Below are 14,453 nucleotides of genomic sequence, written 5' to 3'. Positions count from 1 at the left end.
CATGGGACGCGGCAGGCTACGGATCTATCTCGGCGCGGCACCCGGTGTGGGCAAGACCTACGCGATGCTCTCCGAGGGCCACCGCAGGGTGGAGCGGGGCGCCGACTGCGTCGTCGGCTTCGTCGAGCACCACGGGCGGCCGCGCACCGAGGTCATGCTGCACGGGCTGGAGCAGGTGCGGCGCAGGGAGCTGACGTACCGCGGCGCGGCGTTCACCGAGATGGACGTGGACGCGCTCCTCGCCCGCCGGCCCGCCATCGCGCTCGTGGACGAGCTCGCCCACACCAACGTGCCGGGCTCGCGCAACGCCAAGCGCTGGCAGGACGTCGAGGAGCTGCTGCGGGCCGGCATCGACGTCGTGTCGACCGTCAACATCCAGCACCTGGAGTCGCTCGGGGACGTGGTCGAGTCGATCACCGGGGTGCGGCAGCGGGAGACCGTGCCGGACGAGGTGGTCCGGCGCGCCGACCAGATCGAGCTCGTCGACATGTCCCCGCAGGCGCTGCGGCGGCGGATGGCGCACGGGAACGTCTACCGGCCCGACAAGGTCGACGCCGCCCTGGCCAACTACTTCCGCCCGGGCAACCTGACCGCGCTGCGCGAACTCGCGCTGCTCTGGGTGGCCGACCGGGCCGACGAGTACCTGCAGCAGTACCGGGGCGAGCACGGCATCCGCTCCACCTGGCAGGCACGGGAGCGGATCGTCGTCGGGCTCACGGGCGGCCCGGAGGGGCGCACGCTCATCCGCCGCGCCGCCCGGATGGCGGCCAAGGGCTCGGGCAGCGAGGTCCTGGCCGTCTACATCGCCCGCGGCGACGGGCTGACCGCTGCCTCGCCGAAGGAGCTCGCGGTCCAGCGGACCCTGGTCGAGGACCTGGGCGGAACGTTTCATCATGTGATCGGCGACAACGTCCCCGAGGCGCTGCTCGCCTTCGCCCGGGGGGTCAACGCCACCCAGATCGTGCTCGGCTCCAGCCGCCGCAAGGCCTGGCAGTACGTGTTCGGCCCCGGGGTCGGCGCCACCGTCGCCCGCGACTCGGGGCCCGACCTCGACGTCCACATCGTCACGCACGAGCACGCGGCCAGGGGGCGCGGGCTGCCCGTGGTCCGCTCGGCGGCCCGGCTGGGGCGGCCCCGGACCGTGGCCGGCTGGGTGGTGGGCGTGGCCTTCCCGGTGCTGCTCTGCCTGCTGCTCACGCACGTCGACGCGGACCTCGGGCTGGCCAACGACATGCTGATCTTCCTCGCGCTGACGGTGGCGTCCGCGCTGCTGGGAGGGCTCTGGCCGGCCCTCGCCTCGGCCGCCCTGGGCTCGCTGCTGCTGAACTACTTCTTCGTACCGCCGCTGCACCTGTGGACCATCGCCGACCCGAAGAACATCGTCGCCGTCGCCGTCTTCTTCGGCGTGGCCGTCGCGGTGGCCTCGGTGGTCGGCGTGGCCGCCCGGCGCACCCACCAGGCCGCGCGGCTGCGCGCCGAGTCCGAGATCCTGTCCTTCCTCGCCGGGAGCGTGCTGCGCGGGGAGACGACGCTGAACGCGCTGCTGGAGCGGGTGCGCGAGACCTTCGCCATGGAGTCCGTGGCCCTGCTGGAGCGGTCCGACGACACCGAGCCGTGGAAGCGGGCCGGCAGCGTCGGCCCGAACCCCGCCGCCCGGCCCGAGGACGGCGATGTGGACATGCCCGTCGGCGACCACATGGCGCTGGCCCTGTCCGGGCGGGTGCTGCCCGCCGAGGACCGCCGGGTGCTCGGCGCCTTCGCCGCCCAGGCCGCCGTGATGCTGGACCGGCAGCGGCTGGTCGGGGAGGCCGAGGAGGCCCGCCGGCTGGCCGAGGGCAACCGGATCCGGACGGCGCTGCTGGCCGCCGTCAGCCATGACCTGCGTACTCCGCTGGCCTCCATCAAGGCCTCCGTGACGTCCTTGCGCTCCGACGACGTGGACTGGTCCGACGAGGACCGGGCCGAGCTCCTGGAAGGCATCGAGGGCGGTGCCGACCGGCTCGACCACCTGGTGGGCAACCTGCTCGACATGTCCCGGCTGCAGACCGGCACCGTCACCCCGCTGATCCGGGAGATCGGCCTCGACGAGGTGATCCCGATGGCGCTGGGCGGCGTACCCGAGGACAGCGTCGTGCTGGACGTGCCCGAGACGCTGCCGATCGTGGCGGTGGACCCGGGTCTGCTGGAGCGGGCCGTGGCCAACGTGGTGGAGAACGCCGTGAAGTACAGCCCGGCGGGGGAGCGGGTGCAGGTGGCGGCCAGCTTCCTGGGCGACCGGGTCGAGGTACGGGTCGTCGACCGCGGGCCCGGCGTGCCCGAGGAGGCCAAGGACCGGATCTTCGCGCCCTTCCAGCGGTACGGGGACGCGCCGCGCGGGTCGGGGGTGGGCCTCGGCCTCGCGGTCGCCAGGGGCTTCGCCGAGGCCATGGACGGCACCCTGACCGCCGAGGACACCCCAGGCGGCGGGCTGACCATGGTGCTCACCCTGCGCGCGGCCGCCCGGAAAGGCCGCAACACCGGTGCGGACACCGCATCCGGTGCCGACATGGCGGAACGTGATCACGAAAGTGACCCGGTCCGACGGATACGACAGAAGGCAGGACCTCAATGACCCGGGTGCTCGTGGTGGAAGACGAGCCGCAGATCGTCCGAGCCCTCGTGATCAATCTGAAGGCACGCAAGTACGAGGTCGACGCGGCCGCCGACGGGACGAGCGCCCTGGAACTCGCGGCGGCCCGCCACCCCGACGTGGTCCTCCTCGACCTCGGCCTGCCCGACATGGACGGCATCGAGGTGATCAAGGGCCTGCGCGGCTGGACCCGGGTGCCGATCCTGGTCCTCTCCGCCCGCCACACCTCCGACGAGAAGGTGGAGGCACTGGACGCGGGCGCCGACGACTACGTCACCAAGCCCTTCGGCATGGACGAGCTGCTGGCCCGGCTGCGCGCCGCCGTCCGCCGGGCCGAGCCGGCCGCGGGCTCCGGCGAGGACGAGGTGGTGGTGGAGACCGAGGGCTTCACCGTGGACCTCGCCGCCAAGAAGGCCGTGCGCGGGGGAGGCGACGTACGGCTCACGCCCACCGAGTGGCACCTGCTGGAGGTCCTGGTCCGCAACAGCGGCAAGCTGGTCAGCCAGAAGCAGCTGCTCCAGGAGGTCTGGGGGCCCTCGTACGGCACGGAGACGAACTACCTGCGGGTCTACGTGGCGCAGCTGCGCCGCAAACTGGAGGCGGACCCCTCGCACCCCCGGCACTTCATCACCGAACCGGGCATGGGATACCGCTTCGAGAGGTAGCGGGGGCGCCGGTACGCTTCCTGTATGAGTGCTGAACCGCGTCCCGAGAAGCCCGCGAAGCCTGCCAGGCAGGCGGGCCGGTTCCGCCGGATGATAGAGCGGCTGTCCTCCTCGCAGGAGGAGCTGCATTCGGCGGAGCTGCAGGAGGACGCAGAAGCCGCGGGGTGCACGCGGATCTGCGACTGCCACGACCGCCAGATAGTCAAGGTGACCGGAACCCTGCGGACCGTCACCCTGCGGCCGCGTGCGGGCGTTCCCGCCCTGGAGGCGGAGCTGTTCGACGGCTCGGCCGCACTGGACGTGGTCTGGCTCGGGCGTCGCTCGATCGTGGGAATCGAGCCCGGCCGGCGCATGATCGCCTCCGGGCGGATCTCCATGACCCACGGCCGTCGGGTGCTGTTCAACCCGAAGTACGAACTCCGACCGCTCGGACAGGAGCACTGACCGGTGACGTCACTCGACAAACCGACCACCCCAGACCCCGCCCCCGGTTCCGCCGAGGACCAGAAGGCGGTGACGCAGGCGGCGCTCTTCGACGCCTTCGGCGGCATCAGGGGCACCGTGGAGACGATGCTCCCCGGGCTGCTCTTCGTCATGATCTACACGATCAACAAGGACGTGAAGCTGTCCGCCATCGCGGCGGGCGCCGTCGCGGTCCTGCTGGTGATCGTGCGGCTGCTGCGCAAAGACACGGTCAAGCACGCCTTCAGCGGGGTCTTCGGCGTGGGTGTGGGCGTGGCCTTCGCCCTGTTCACGGGCAGCGCGAAGGGCTTCTACCTGCCGGGCATGATCTACGGCGTCGGCCTGGGCGTGGCCTTCACGGTCTCGGCGCTCGTGGGCTTCCCGCTGCTGGGCGTGATCCTGGGCCCGGTGTTCAAGGAGAACCTGTCCTGGCGCACCCGCAACCCCGGACGCAAGAAGGCCTACGTCAAGGCCAGCCTGGCCTGGGGGCTGATCTTCCTCGCCAAGTACGCGATCCTCTTCCCGCTGTACTGGTGGGGTGACGCGACGCAGCTGGGCTGGGTGCTGATCGCGCTGAAGCTGCCGCCGATGGTGCTCGCCGTGTACTTCACGTGGGTGTTCCTGGCGAAGGCGCCCCCGCCGATCGACGTGATCGCGGAGTGGGAGGCCAAGGAGGCCGCCGAAGCCGCCGGGAAGCGCGGGGTCTGAGCCGCTTGCGCCGCTGCCCCGCCGAGGGGCGGCGCGGGCCGTGACGCGAAGGGGGCGGGGCGACCGGATGGTCACCCCGCCCCCTTCGACGTGCCTCGGCTTCCCCGGCGACGGGGCTTCCTCAGCGACGGGGCTTCGTCAGCGACGGGCCTGGAGGAGGTCCTCCAGCTGTTCCTCGCGGGCCTGGGCGGCCACGAAGAGGAGCTCGTCGCCGGGTTCCAGGGTCTCCTCCGCGTGCGGGGTGAGGACCCGGTTGCCGCGGATGATGGTGACCAGCGAGGTGTCCTCGGGCCAGGTGATCTCGCTGATCTGGGTGCCCGCGACCGAGGAGTCGGCCGGCAGGGTCAGCTCGACGAGGTTGGCGTCGCCGTGGCTGAAGCGCAGCAGCCGGACCAGGTCGCCGACGCTGACGGCCTCCTCGACCAGTGCCGACATCAGGCGCGGCGTGGAGACCGCGACGTCGACGCCCCAGGACTCGTTGAAGAGCCACTCGTTCTTCGGGTTGTTGACGCGGGCCACCACGCGCGGGACCCCGTACTCGGTCTTGGCGAGCAGCGACACGACGAGGTTGACCTTGTCGTCACCGGTCGCCGCGATGACCACGTTGCAGCGCTGCAGCGCCGCCTCGTCCAGCGAGGTGATCTCGCAGGCGTCGGCCAGCAGCCACTCGGCCTGCGGCACCCGTTCCACCGAGATGGCGGTCGGGGCCTTGTCGACCAGGAGCACCTCGTGGCCGTTCTCGAGCAGTTCGCCCGCGATGGAGCGTCCTACCGCGCCCGCTCCGGCGATCGCGACCCTCATGCGTGTGCCTCCTCAGGCCCCTCGGCGAAGGCCGCCTCGACCTTGTCGATCTCGTCCGTGCGCATCATCACGTGGACGAGGTCGCCCTCCTGCAGGACCGTCGCCGACGTGGGCAGCATGGCTTCGCCCAGTCGGGTGAGAAAGGCGACACGGACGCCGGTCTCCTCCTGGAGCTGGCTGACCTTGTGGCCTATCCAGGCGGCGGAGGTGTGCACCTCGGCGAGCTGTACGCCGCCGCTCGGGTCGCGCCACAGCGGCTCGGCACCCGAGGGCAGCAGCCGGCGCAGCATCTGGTCGGCGGTCCAGCGCACCGTGGCGACCGTCGGAATGCCGAGGCGCTGGTAGACCTCGGCGCGCTTGGGGTCGTAGATGCGGGCTGCGACGTTCTCGACGCCGAACATCTCACGGGCGACACGCGCGGCGATGATGTTGGAATTGTCACCGCTGCTGACCGCCGCGAAGGCTCCCGCCTCCTCGATTCCCGCCTCGCGCAGAGTGTCCTGGTCGAAGCCGACCCCGGTGACACGGCGGCCGCCGAATCCGGCTCCCAGCCGACGGAATGCGGTGGGGTCCTGGTCGACGACAGCGACCGTATGCCCCTGCTGTTCCAGGGTCTGCGCGAGGGCGGAGCCCACTCTTCCGCAGCCCATGATGACGATGTGCACGGCCGTCCTTCCGGCTGTCAGCGCTCGCTGGTTCCCAGCCTTATTGCATGCTCTGGCTTAACAGGGTCTCAGACCATGGCCCAAGCTACACACGGGCGGTCACCAGTGTGACCTCTTGGTGTGCAGTCGGTGGTGAATTGCGGCGGGAAGGGGTGGGGGGTTCGTCAGCCGGATTTCGAACGCTTACGATCCTCTGCGTGTCCAAACTGACCGACGTGCCCAAACGGATCCTGATCGGCCGGGCGCTACGCAGCGACCGCCTCGGAGAAACTCTCCTTCCCAAGCGGATCGCCCTCCCCGTCTTCGCGTCCGACCCGCTCTCCTCCGTGGCATACGCCCCGGGCGAGGTTCTGCTGGTCCTGTCGATCGCGGGCGTGTCCGCGTACCGATTCAGCCCGTGGATCGCGGTCGCGGTCGTGGTGCTGATGTTCACCGTCGTCGCCTCCTACCGCCAGAACGTCCACGCCTACCCCAGCGGCGGCGGCGACTACGAGGTCGCCAACACCAACCTGGGGCCCAAGGCGGGTCTCACCGTCGCGAGCGCGCTGCTCGTCGACTACGTCCTGACCGTCGCCGTGTCGATCGCCTCGGGCGTCGAGAACCTGGGCTCGGCGGTTCCCTTCGTGGTCGAGCACAAGGTGTTCTGCGCCGTCGGGATGATCCTTCTGCTCACGCTGATGAATCTGCGCGGCATGAAGGAATCGGGCAAGCTCTTCGCGATTCCGACCTACGTCTTCGTCGCGGGCGTATTCATCATGATCGTGTGGGGTGCCTGGCAAGGCCTCGTCCTCGACGAGACGATGAAGGCGCCGACCGCCGATTTCGAGATCAAGGCGGAACACGAGGGACTGGCCGGGTTCGCACTGGTCTTCCTGCTCCTGCGCGCCTTCTCCTCCGGCTGTGCCGCCCTGACCGGCGTGGAGGCGATCAGCAACGGCGTACCCGCCTTCCGCAAGCCCAAGAGCAAGAACGCGGCGGCGACGCTGGCCCTGATGGGCGCCCTGGCCGTGACCATGTTCTGCGGCATCATCGGCCTGGCCATGGCCACCGACGTCAGGATGGCCGAGAACCCCGCCGCGGACCTGCTGGTGAACGGCACCCCGGTCGGCCCCGAGTACGTCCAGAACCCGGTGATCTCCCAGGTGGCCGAGGCGGTGTTCGGCGACGGCTCGTTCCTCTTCATCATGCTGGCCGCGGCCACCGCGCTCGTGCTGTTCCTCGCCGCGAACACGGCGTACAACGGCTTCCCGCTGCTCGGCTCGATCCTCGCCCAGGACCGCTACCTGCCGCGCCAGCTGCACACCCGCGGCGACCGGCTCGCCTTCTCCAACGGCATCGTGCTGCTCGCGGGCGCCGCCGCGCTCCTCACCTGGCTCTACGGGGCCGACTCGACGAAGCTGATCCAGCTCTACATCGTCGGCGTCTTCGTCTCGTTCACGCTCAGCCAGACCGGCATGGTCCGGCACTGGAACCGTCACCTGAAGGCCGAGAAGGACCCCGCCAAGCGCCGCCACATGATCCGCTCGCGCGCGATCAACGCCTTCGGAGCCTTCTTCACCGGCCTCGTGCTGGTCGTCGTCCTCGCCACCAAGTTCACCCACGGAGCCTGGGTCGCCCTGCTCGGCATGGTGATCTTCTACGGCACGATGACGGCGATCCGCAAGCACTACGACCGGGTGTCCACCGAGATCGCCGCCGCCGAGGAGCGCCCCGACGAGTACGTACGCCCCTCGCGGGTGCACTCCGTCGTCCTGGTCTCCAAGCTCCACAAGCCCACCCTGCGGGCCCTCGCCTACGCCAAGCTGCTGCACGCCAACCGGCTGGAGGCGCTCAGCGTCAACGTGGACGAGGCCGAGACCAAGGCCCTCAAGGAGGAGTGGGAGCGGCGCGGGATCAACGTCCCGCTGAAGATCCTCGACTCGCCGTACCGGGAGATCACCCGCCCCGTGGTCGAGTACGTGAAGGGGCTGCGCACCGAGAACCCGCGCGACGCGGTCAGCGTGTACATCCCCGAGTACGTCGTCGGCCGGTGGTACGAGCACCTGCTGCACAACCAGAGCGCGCTGCGGCTCAAGGGCCGGCTCCTGTTCACCCCCGGCGTCATGGTCACCTCGGTGCCCTACCAGCTGCAGTCCTCGGAGCTCGCGAAGAAGCGGGCGAAGAAGCGGGCGGAGTGGAACGCCCCCGGAGCGGTGCGCCGCGGACCGGTGGACGCCCCGCGCCCGAAGGACCCCACGCCGAAGTAGCGGCGGGAGAGGGTTGGCGAACGGCCGGACGAGATCCACGTAAACTGGTGGGTCGGTCGTCCGGCCGTTCCCCTTTTCAGTTTTTTGGAGTCTCCCCACCATGACGAGCGCCGAGCAGAACGAGAAGCAGTCACTGGTCGGGGAGGAGTACGAGGTCGAGGTCGGCCCCGTCGCGCACGGCGGCCACTGCATCGCCCGCACCGCCGAGGGCCGGGTGCTGTTCGTCCGCCACACCCTGCCGGGCGAGAAGGTCGTCGCGAAGATCACCGAGGGCGACGTGGACTCCCGCTTCCTGCGCGCCGACGCGATCACCGTGCTGGAGGCCTCCAAGGACCGCGTCGAGGCGCCCTGCCCGTACGCCGGCCCCGGCAAGTGCGGCGGCTGCGACTGGCAGCACGCCAAGCCCGGCGCCCAGCGCCGGCTCAAGGGCGAGGTCGTCGCCGAGCAGCTGAAGCGGCTCGCGGGCCTCACCCCGGAGGAGGCCGGCTGGGACGGCACCGTCATGCCGGCCGAGGGCGACAAGCTGCCCGCCGGGCAGGTCCCGCAGTGGCGCACCCGCGTGCAGTTCGCCATCGACGAGGACGGCACCGTCGGCCTGCGCAAGCACCGCTCGCACGACATCGAGCCGATCGACCACTGCATGATCGCGGCGCCCGGCGTCAGCGAGCTCGGCATCGAGAAGCAGGACTGGCCGCAGATGGCCACCGTCGAGGCCATCGCGGCCTCCGGCTCGAACGACCGCCAGGTCGTTCTGACCCCGCGGCCCGGCGGCCGTCTTCCGCTCGTCGAGCTGGACAAGCCGGTCTCGGTGCTGCGCGTCGAGGAGAAGGACGGCGGGGTCCACCGCGTCCACGGCCGCCCCTTCGTACGGGAGCGCGCGGACGGCCGTACCTACCGCGTGGGCATGGGCGGCTTCTGGCAGGTCCACCCGCAGGCCGCCGACACGCTGATCAAGGCGGTCATGCAGGGCCTGATGCCGCGCAAGGGCGAGATGGCGCTCGACCTCTACTGCGGGGTCGGCATCTTCGCGGGCGCGCTGGCCGAGCGACTCGGGGAGACGGGCGCGGTGCTCGGCATCGAGTCCACGAAGCGCGCCGTCGAGGACGCCCGGCACAACCTGGAGGACTTCCCGCGCGTCCGGATCGAGCAGGGCAAGGTCGAGCAGATCCTGCCGAAGACCGGGATCACCGAGTGCGACCTGGTCGTCCTGGACCCGCCCCGCGCGGGCGCCGGCAAGCAGACGGTCCGCCACATCGCGGGCCTGTCCGCCCGCCGCATCGCGTACGTGGCCTGCGACCCGGCGGCGCTCGCCCGCGACCTGGGCTACTTCAAGGAGAACGGCTACAAGGTCCGCACGCTGCGCGTTTTCGACCTGTTCCCGATGACCCATCATGTCGAGTGCGTCGCGATCCTTGAGCCCGTTGCAAAGGGCCTCTGACCTGCGGGTTAGGGCAGTGTGCATTATGTGCGCTGTGGGTGTTGTGGGCGATATCTTGACGCTGATTCGACGCTCGTGACGCACGTTTGACGCACACTGTCGGCGATGCCTGACGAGCCGTCAGGCGTGGAAGGGTGCGTCTCGCAGTAGGTCGTGATCTTGCTGTGGGGGGCGCTCTTTCCGGCAGTGGGCGACCGATCCGGTCGGTGTCAGACCCGCACTCCATCTCCTCTCTCCGATTACGTTCTGTGATAATTCGGGGGCTCGCGACTAGTAGCCGGGACCGTAGGGGTTCCATCCGTGCAGGAACGGATGCAGGTCGCTAGCGCGAGGTTCGGGAGTGTCGGGCAGGCGGAGCGTCCCGTTGAGCGGGTTCAGGCGCTCCACGTGGTCGGCGGCCCAGGCGATCCATGCCTCGGCTCCGTCCTGCGTGCGCCCTGGCCCCCCGCGCCACCGGCCCCGCCCTCCAACGCATAGCCCTGGGCGGCGCGACTACCGCCTCACTGGGCTTCATCCCGGGCCCGCTGCCCCTGCTGGTCGTCCTCGCGATCCTCGCAGGAGTCGTACGCGGCAACCTCACCCTCCTCCAGGCCACCGCCGTCACCGACCGCTGGGGCACCACCCAGTACGGCCGCCTCTCCGCCCTCCTCAGCGCACCCGCCCACATCGCAGCAGCCCTTGCTCCCTCGGCAAGCGCAGCCCTCGCCGTCCCACTCGGCGGCTGCCCTCACCTCTTCGCGGCCCTCGCCGCGCTCTCCGTAGTGGCCGCATGTCCGGCCCTGCTGGCGTCCAGAGAAGGCCGCACCCGACCGCTGTCCAGGTCGGTTCCGGGCGGGAAACCGGCGTCACAAGGACGCCAGCATCGGTGATGACCGGGCGTCGTGCGACATGCACGACCGTATGCCGGAGGAGCTGAACCCATCGGGGCCCGCGGCCGTACATAGCGTCGAGGCCATCGGAGCTCCAGGCGGGTGCGTGCGATGGCCGATTTATCTAGACGGCAACCCGTAGGCCTCCTTGCCAGGATGCCAACGCCATTCCCGAAGGACCACAGACCTATGACGATGATCAACAGCCCGCTGCCGGAGGGCGACCGCGAGATCGCCGGCGCGGCCCTCCAAGCGACCCTGGTCGACCTGCTCGACCTGTCCCTGGTGGCCAAGCAGGCGCACTGGAACCTGTACGGCCCGCGTTTTCGATCTATCCACGTCCAGCTCGACGAGGTTGCCTCGATCGCACGCGACCACGCGGACACGGTGGCCGAACGCGCGGCTGCGCTGGGAGTGAGCCCGGACGGACGGGCGGTCACCATCGCGGACACCAGCGGCGTGCCTGCCTTCCCGTCAGGCTGGACGAAGGACGGCGACGCTGTCGACGCCCTGGTCCGTACGTTCTCCGCGGTCATCGGGAGGGTGCGGGAGCGGATCGAGGAGACTGGTCCGGTGGACGCTGTGAGCCAGGATCTCCTCATCGGACTGACGGCCGAACTGGAGAAGCAGAGCTGGATGTTCCAGGCGGAGAACAGGACCTGACGAGGTTGGACTCGTGCTGTCGGAGGGGGTGACCGCCGACTGCTGTGTCACCGGAGGCGTGCGGTATCCGCAGGGGACGGGCCGGCCGCCGGATGAGAACGGCGACCCGAGGAGCTGTCGCCAAGAAGCCGAGCGGTCCTGCTTGGGCGAGGCGGAGCTCGGTGATCGCGAAAGGCCTGGGGGCCCGCATCCCACGCGTGGTCTTGCGGAGGAGCTGGACGAGCACGGCCGGAAGCCGGTCGGCGAACACCAGCCAGTACCTCGCACCGGCACCGGCCACCCGTTTCCGCGGCCGGCACACAGCTTGTCCCGGTGCCGCTCCTGCCGCAACGGGCTTTCCCTGAAGAACCCTCCGGGGCGGTTCACGATCCCCACCAGGTGGGTGGACCCCGGCAGTAGTGCCTGACGAGTGCATGCGCCATCGTCGTGAGACAGGACTCTCCGGGTTTCAGCGGCACCGGACGGGACGGTGACGTCAGGACCCGTCCGGCGGCGACGCGGACCGTGGAGGACCGGGCCGGCGTCGCCGCCCCGTGCCATGGCTACACGCCGAGAACGCCCTGCTTCTCCAAGGACTTGCGCAGCGCCCGCACGGCGTAGAACGCACGGCTCTTGACGGTGCCGGGCGGGATGCCGAGGTGCTCGGCCGCCTGGGCCACGCTGCATTCCAGGGAGTACATGAGGCCGATGACGGTCCGGTGCTGTTCCTTCAGCTCCCGTAGTGCCTCCAGCACCGCGTGGGAGGTGATCGTGGACTCCGTACAGTCCCAGGAGGTGTCCAGGTCCTCGACCGCCATCAGATCCAGTGGCCGGACCTGCCGGGCCCGGTGGTGGTCGATGACCAGGTTCCTGGCCACGGTGAACAGCCACGGCCGGATGTGTTCGCCCCGGGCGCTCAGGAGCCGGGCGTGTTTCCAGGCGCGCGCCGCGGTCTCCTGGAGGATGTCCTCCGCCCTGTGCCAGTCACCGTCCAGCAGCCGGGCGGCGTATCGGACGAGCAGAGGGCCGTACTGCTCGTAGATGTCTCGTATGAAGGTGTCGCAGTCGGCGTCCGAAGCGACGTGCCGGACATGTGCCCGAGTCGGAGCGAGGGTGGCCGTCCCCGCCTCCATGGTCCCGTTCATGGGTGGTGCCCAATTCTGTTCAAGTGTTCCGTGGCGTGCACTCCCACCTGCGTGGGTGAGTGGCTCAACACTTGACGGGCCCCCTTCGCCAAACCTTGTCGTCGCCTTGTCGCGCCGCTTGCCGACCCGTGCCGCCCGCTCCCGGCACGTCGCGTCCGCCGAGAACAGGTAGTCGTGTGAGGACACACCGGTCTTCCCGGATTCCCCTCGGCATTTCGCGCCGGCGGTGTCGTCCTCGCTGAACCTGGTGAAGCGATGGCTCGCCGCGTTCGGACAGGGGCAGCTCCTACTGCCGGTGAATCTCCGCCCCGGGTGACCGGTGCGCAGGATCAGTGCCTGTCGGAACCGGCGCCGTGTGGTTGCCGACGCCCTTCTGCGGCGGGACGGGTACGGAGCCTGCATCCATGTCCAGGGCGGTGATTCAACGCTGCGGCGGACGCCTCCTCCGGCCGTAGCTCCTACAGCACCGGGCCCGCCCGTACACGGAGGAGCACCTCCGTCGGTGGTCGGATGCCTGCGTCCGTAGATCTTCAGGCCAGGGTCTGGCAGCAGGCGATTTATTCGAGAACGGATGCTCCCCGGGCGGCTGTTGGCGGAGTAGGGCGGTGGCTGAGGGAGTTTCGCCAGGCCTGAACCCGGAAGGTGCCTCAGTCGTAGAGGCGAAGGACACGTCCGTACGCGTCGCGTGCCCAAGGACGGGCCGCCGACTCGTGCGGCCTCTTTCCACCTCAAGGGGACTTCATGGCTCATTCTCACCCGTACTCGAAGATCCGCAGAGGGGTAGCCGCGGCCGCTGCTCTCACCGTCTCGCTGCTGACGTCCGGGGCTGCTCCGGCCGCCGCGACCGATGTCTCCGGGCAGGGAGCCTTCAAGCAGTACGTCGCCCTCGGTGACTCCTACGCCGCAGGAACGGGCCTGCCCGGGCAGACGGACGCGATGTGCATGCGCTCCACGGGCAGCTACCCGGCGTGGATCGCCGAGACGTACAAGCCCGCCGTCTTCAAGGACGTCACGTGCGGCGGAGCGACCACGCGCTCGTTGTGGAACCAGGAGGGGGCGGCCGCACCCCAGGTCAACGCCCTCACCCAGGACACCGACCTGGTGACCGTCACGCTCGGCGGCAACGACCTCGGCTTCTCCGACGTGCTCACCAGATGCGTCCTGGCCGGTCTCACCACCCGGGAGGGAACTCCCTGCCGGGACGTGGCGGCCAGGGAGGTGGACGCGGGCTTCGCGAGGCTGAACACGCGTCTGCCCGACATGCTCACCGACATCAAGCGGCGCAGCCCCCGAGCGCGTGTCGTCGTGGTCGGGTACCCCAACCCGTTCCCCGTCGACGGGAGCGCCTGCGGTTCCTCGGTGCCGCTGGCCAAGGGTGACGTCACCTGGCTCCACCAGACCACGAACCGGCTGAACTTCATGCTGGAGATGTCGGCTCTCCTGAGGCAGGCCGAGTTCGTCGACACCTCTTCGGTGTTCCGGGGCCACGACATGTGCCGGCCCCCGTCCGAGCAGTGGATCAACCCCCTGCTGCCGCGGACGTCTGGATCCGCCCACCCCAACGCCGTCGGCCACCTGATGGCAGCCGTCGAGGTGTACGAGAGGCTCAAGAAGTAGTCACCGCCCTCTCCGGGGTTCGGAGCGACACTCCGGACCCCGGAGATCGGGACATGGGGCGCCGAGCCTGTAGGGCCCATGGAGGGTTCCGGAACTCAGTGCCTGCGTCATCGCTGACGAGGACCCGCTGTCCCCCCATGCGCGGCGACGGGTGCTACCAGATCCTGATCTTCGTGATCTCGTGGATGGGTGCGCCGGTGGCAGTCCAGTAACTCCACTTCTCAATGGTCCCGCTGGTCGCCGGCGCGCCCAGCCTCGGCACGTACTCCATCGTGAGCTTGTTGTTGCCGGTCCAGATCTGGTCCACGCCGTAGATCGCCACGCTCTGCGAGCCCGCGTTGGCGAAGCAGAGGGAGCCGCCTGCGTTGTGAACCGTCAGGTAGCCCATCTCGGTGCAACCGACGCGGTTGATGGCGGACGCAGACGAAGCAGGCAGCACGACGGCCATGGCGCCGCCGCCGCGACTACCGCGAGGCGTGTGATGAAGCGCTTCACCGGTGAGTTGTTCCTTCCATGGTGGTGTGGCGCCGCCGGGGGCCACAGCACACGGAGGCATCGCAGGGACG

The 14,453-nt window shown here is 69.9% G+C and carries 13 protein-coding genes; 9 read left to right on the top strand and 4 right to left on the bottom strand.

What is annotated here, in order from left to right:
• Position 1 precedes the first annotated feature (1 nt).
• From ACFCZ1_RS15825 to ACFCZ1_RS15810, 4 genes are read left to right on the top strand one after another with little or no spacing between them, the layout of a single operon-like run.
• Positions 2–2,611, top strand: a complete 2,610-nt coding sequence (locus tag ACFCZ1_RS15825) for an ATP-binding protein (protein ID WP_376678848.1) — start codon at positions 2–4, stop codon at positions 2,609–2,611.
• Entirely contained in the window at positions 2,608–3,294 is a 687-nt protein-coding gene (locus tag ACFCZ1_RS15820; protein WP_376678847.1) for a response regulator, read from the top strand. Before ACFCZ1_RS15825 ends, ACFCZ1_RS15820 begins: the two co-directional genes overlap by 4 nt.
• Before the next feature lie 24 nt (positions 3,295–3,318).
• The gene (locus tag ACFCZ1_RS15815) at positions 3,319–3,738 is read left to right on the top strand and encodes an OB-fold nucleic acid binding domain-containing protein (protein ID WP_376678846.1); all 420 of its coding nucleotides are present in this window, start codon (positions 3,319–3,321) and stop codon (positions 3,736–3,738) included.
• 3 nt (positions 3,739–3,741) lie between these two features.
• Positions 3,742–4,464: a DUF3159 domain-containing protein gene (locus tag ACFCZ1_RS15810; RefSeq protein ID WP_376678845.1), complete on the top strand. Its 723-nt coding sequence runs from the start codon at positions 3,742–3,744 to the stop codon at positions 4,462–4,464.
• A gap of 138 nt (positions 4,465–4,602) precedes the next feature.
• Here ACFCZ1_RS15810 and ACFCZ1_RS15805 read toward each other — a convergent pair whose 3' ends face one another.
• Positions 4,603–5,265, bottom strand: coding sequence for a TrkA family potassium uptake protein (locus ACFCZ1_RS15805; RefSeq protein WP_328928088.1), 663 nt, complete (start codon positions 5,263–5,265; stop codon positions 4,603–4,605).
• The gene (locus ACFCZ1_RS15800; protein WP_266614489.1) at positions 5,262–5,930 is read right to left on the bottom strand and encodes a TrkA family potassium uptake protein; all 669 of its coding nucleotides are present in this window, start codon (positions 5,928–5,930) and stop codon (positions 5,262–5,264) included. The genes ACFCZ1_RS15805 and ACFCZ1_RS15800 overlap by 4 nt, the downstream gene beginning before the upstream one ends.
• A 197-nt stretch (positions 5,931–6,127) precedes the next feature.
• Between ACFCZ1_RS15800 and ACFCZ1_RS15795 the strand changes: the two genes are divergently transcribed.
• The 4 genes from ACFCZ1_RS15795 (at position 6,128) to ACFCZ1_RS15780 (ending at position 11,146) form a co-directional block, all read left to right on the top strand.
• Positions 6,128–8,176, top strand: a complete 2,049-nt coding sequence (locus ACFCZ1_RS15795; RefSeq protein WP_376678844.1) for an APC family permease — start codon at positions 6,128–6,130, stop codon at positions 8,174–8,176.
• Positions 8,177–8,276: 100 nt separating this feature from the next.
• On the top strand, positions 8,277–9,614 hold the full coding sequence (locus ACFCZ1_RS15790) for a class I SAM-dependent RNA methyltransferase (protein ID WP_376678843.1): 1,338 nt from the start codon (positions 8,277–8,279) through the stop codon (positions 9,612–9,614).
• Positions 9,615–10,024: 410 nt separating this feature from the next.
• A complete protein-coding gene (locus tag ACFCZ1_RS15785; RefSeq protein WP_376678842.1) occupies positions 10,025–10,483 on the top strand; it encodes a hypothetical protein in 459 nt (152 codons plus the stop codon).
• 189 nt (positions 10,484–10,672) lie between these two features.
• Positions 10,673–11,146 carry a DNA starvation/stationary phase protection protein gene (locus ACFCZ1_RS15780; protein WP_376678841.1) on the top strand — a complete coding sequence of 158 codons (474 nt, stop codon included), beginning with the start codon at positions 10,673–10,675 and terminating at the stop codon, positions 11,144–11,146.
• Between the two features lie 542 nt (positions 11,147–11,688).
• Here the strand turns inward: ACFCZ1_RS15780 and ACFCZ1_RS15775 are convergent.
• Positions 11,689–12,270, bottom strand: coding sequence for a sigma-70 family RNA polymerase sigma factor (locus ACFCZ1_RS15775; protein WP_376678840.1), 582 nt, complete (start codon positions 12,268–12,270; stop codon positions 11,689–11,691).
• Between the two features lie 741 nt (positions 12,271–13,011).
• On the opposite strand from ACFCZ1_RS15775, the gene ACFCZ1_RS15770 reads away from it, so the two are divergent.
• A complete protein-coding gene (locus tag ACFCZ1_RS15770; RefSeq protein ID WP_376678839.1) occupies positions 13,012–13,887 on the top strand; it encodes an SGNH/GDSL hydrolase family protein in 876 nt (291 codons plus the stop codon).
• A 154-nt stretch (positions 13,888–14,041) separates the two neighbouring features.
• On the opposite strand, the gene ACFCZ1_RS15765 is transcribed toward ACFCZ1_RS15770, so the two are convergent.
• Positions 14,042–14,326: a beta/gamma crystallin domain-containing protein gene (locus tag ACFCZ1_RS15765; RefSeq protein ID WP_376678838.1), complete on the bottom strand. Its 285-nt coding sequence runs from the start codon at positions 14,324–14,326 to the stop codon at positions 14,042–14,044.
• Positions 14,327–14,453 lie beyond the last annotated feature (127 nt).

The sequence above is a fragment of the Streptomyces sp. NPDC056224 genome (assembly GCF_042267665.1).
Classification (GTDB): Bacteria; Actinomycetota; Actinomycetes; order Streptomycetales; family Streptomycetaceae; genus Streptomyces.
The sequence above is the reverse complement of the archived record's forward strand: the minus strand, read 5'-3'. Positions and strand labels throughout refer to the sequence as shown.

Bases quoted from the DNA above. Each gene is read 5' to 3' on its own strand.
- ACFCZ1_RS15770 (WP_376678839.1), top strand. From the start codon at position 13,012: ATGGCTCATTCTCACCCGTACTCGAAGATCCGCAGAGGGGTAGCCGCG.
- ACFCZ1_RS15820 (WP_376678847.1), top strand. From the start codon at position 2,608: ATGACCCGGGTGCTCGTGGTGGAAGACGAGCCGCAGATCGTCCGAGCC.
- ACFCZ1_RS15815 (WP_376678846.1), top strand. From the start codon at position 3,319: ATGAGTGCTGAACCGCGTCCCGAGAAGCCCGCGAAGCCTGCCAGGCAG.
- ACFCZ1_RS15825 (WP_376678848.1), top strand. From the start codon at position 2: ATGGGACGCGGCAGGCTACGGATCTATCTCGGCGCGGCACCCGGTGTG.
- ACFCZ1_RS15790 (WP_376678843.1), top strand. From the start codon at position 8,277: ATGACGAGCGCCGAGCAGAACGAGAAGCAGTCACTGGTCGGGGAGGAG.
- ACFCZ1_RS15780 (WP_376678841.1), top strand. From the start codon at position 10,673: ATGACGATGATCAACAGCCCGCTGCCGGAGGGCGACCGCGAGATCGCC.
- ACFCZ1_RS15785 (WP_376678842.1), top strand. From the start codon at position 10,025: ATGCCTCGGCTCCGTCCTGCGTGCGCCCTGGCCCCCCGCGCCACCGGC.
- ACFCZ1_RS15805 (WP_328928088.1), bottom strand. From the start codon at position 5,265: ATGAGGGTCGCGATCGCCGGAGCGGGCGCGGTAGGACGCTCCATCGCG.
- ACFCZ1_RS15775 (WP_376678840.1), bottom strand. From the start codon at position 12,270: ATGAACGGGACCATGGAGGCGGGGACGGCCACCCTCGCTCCGACTCGG.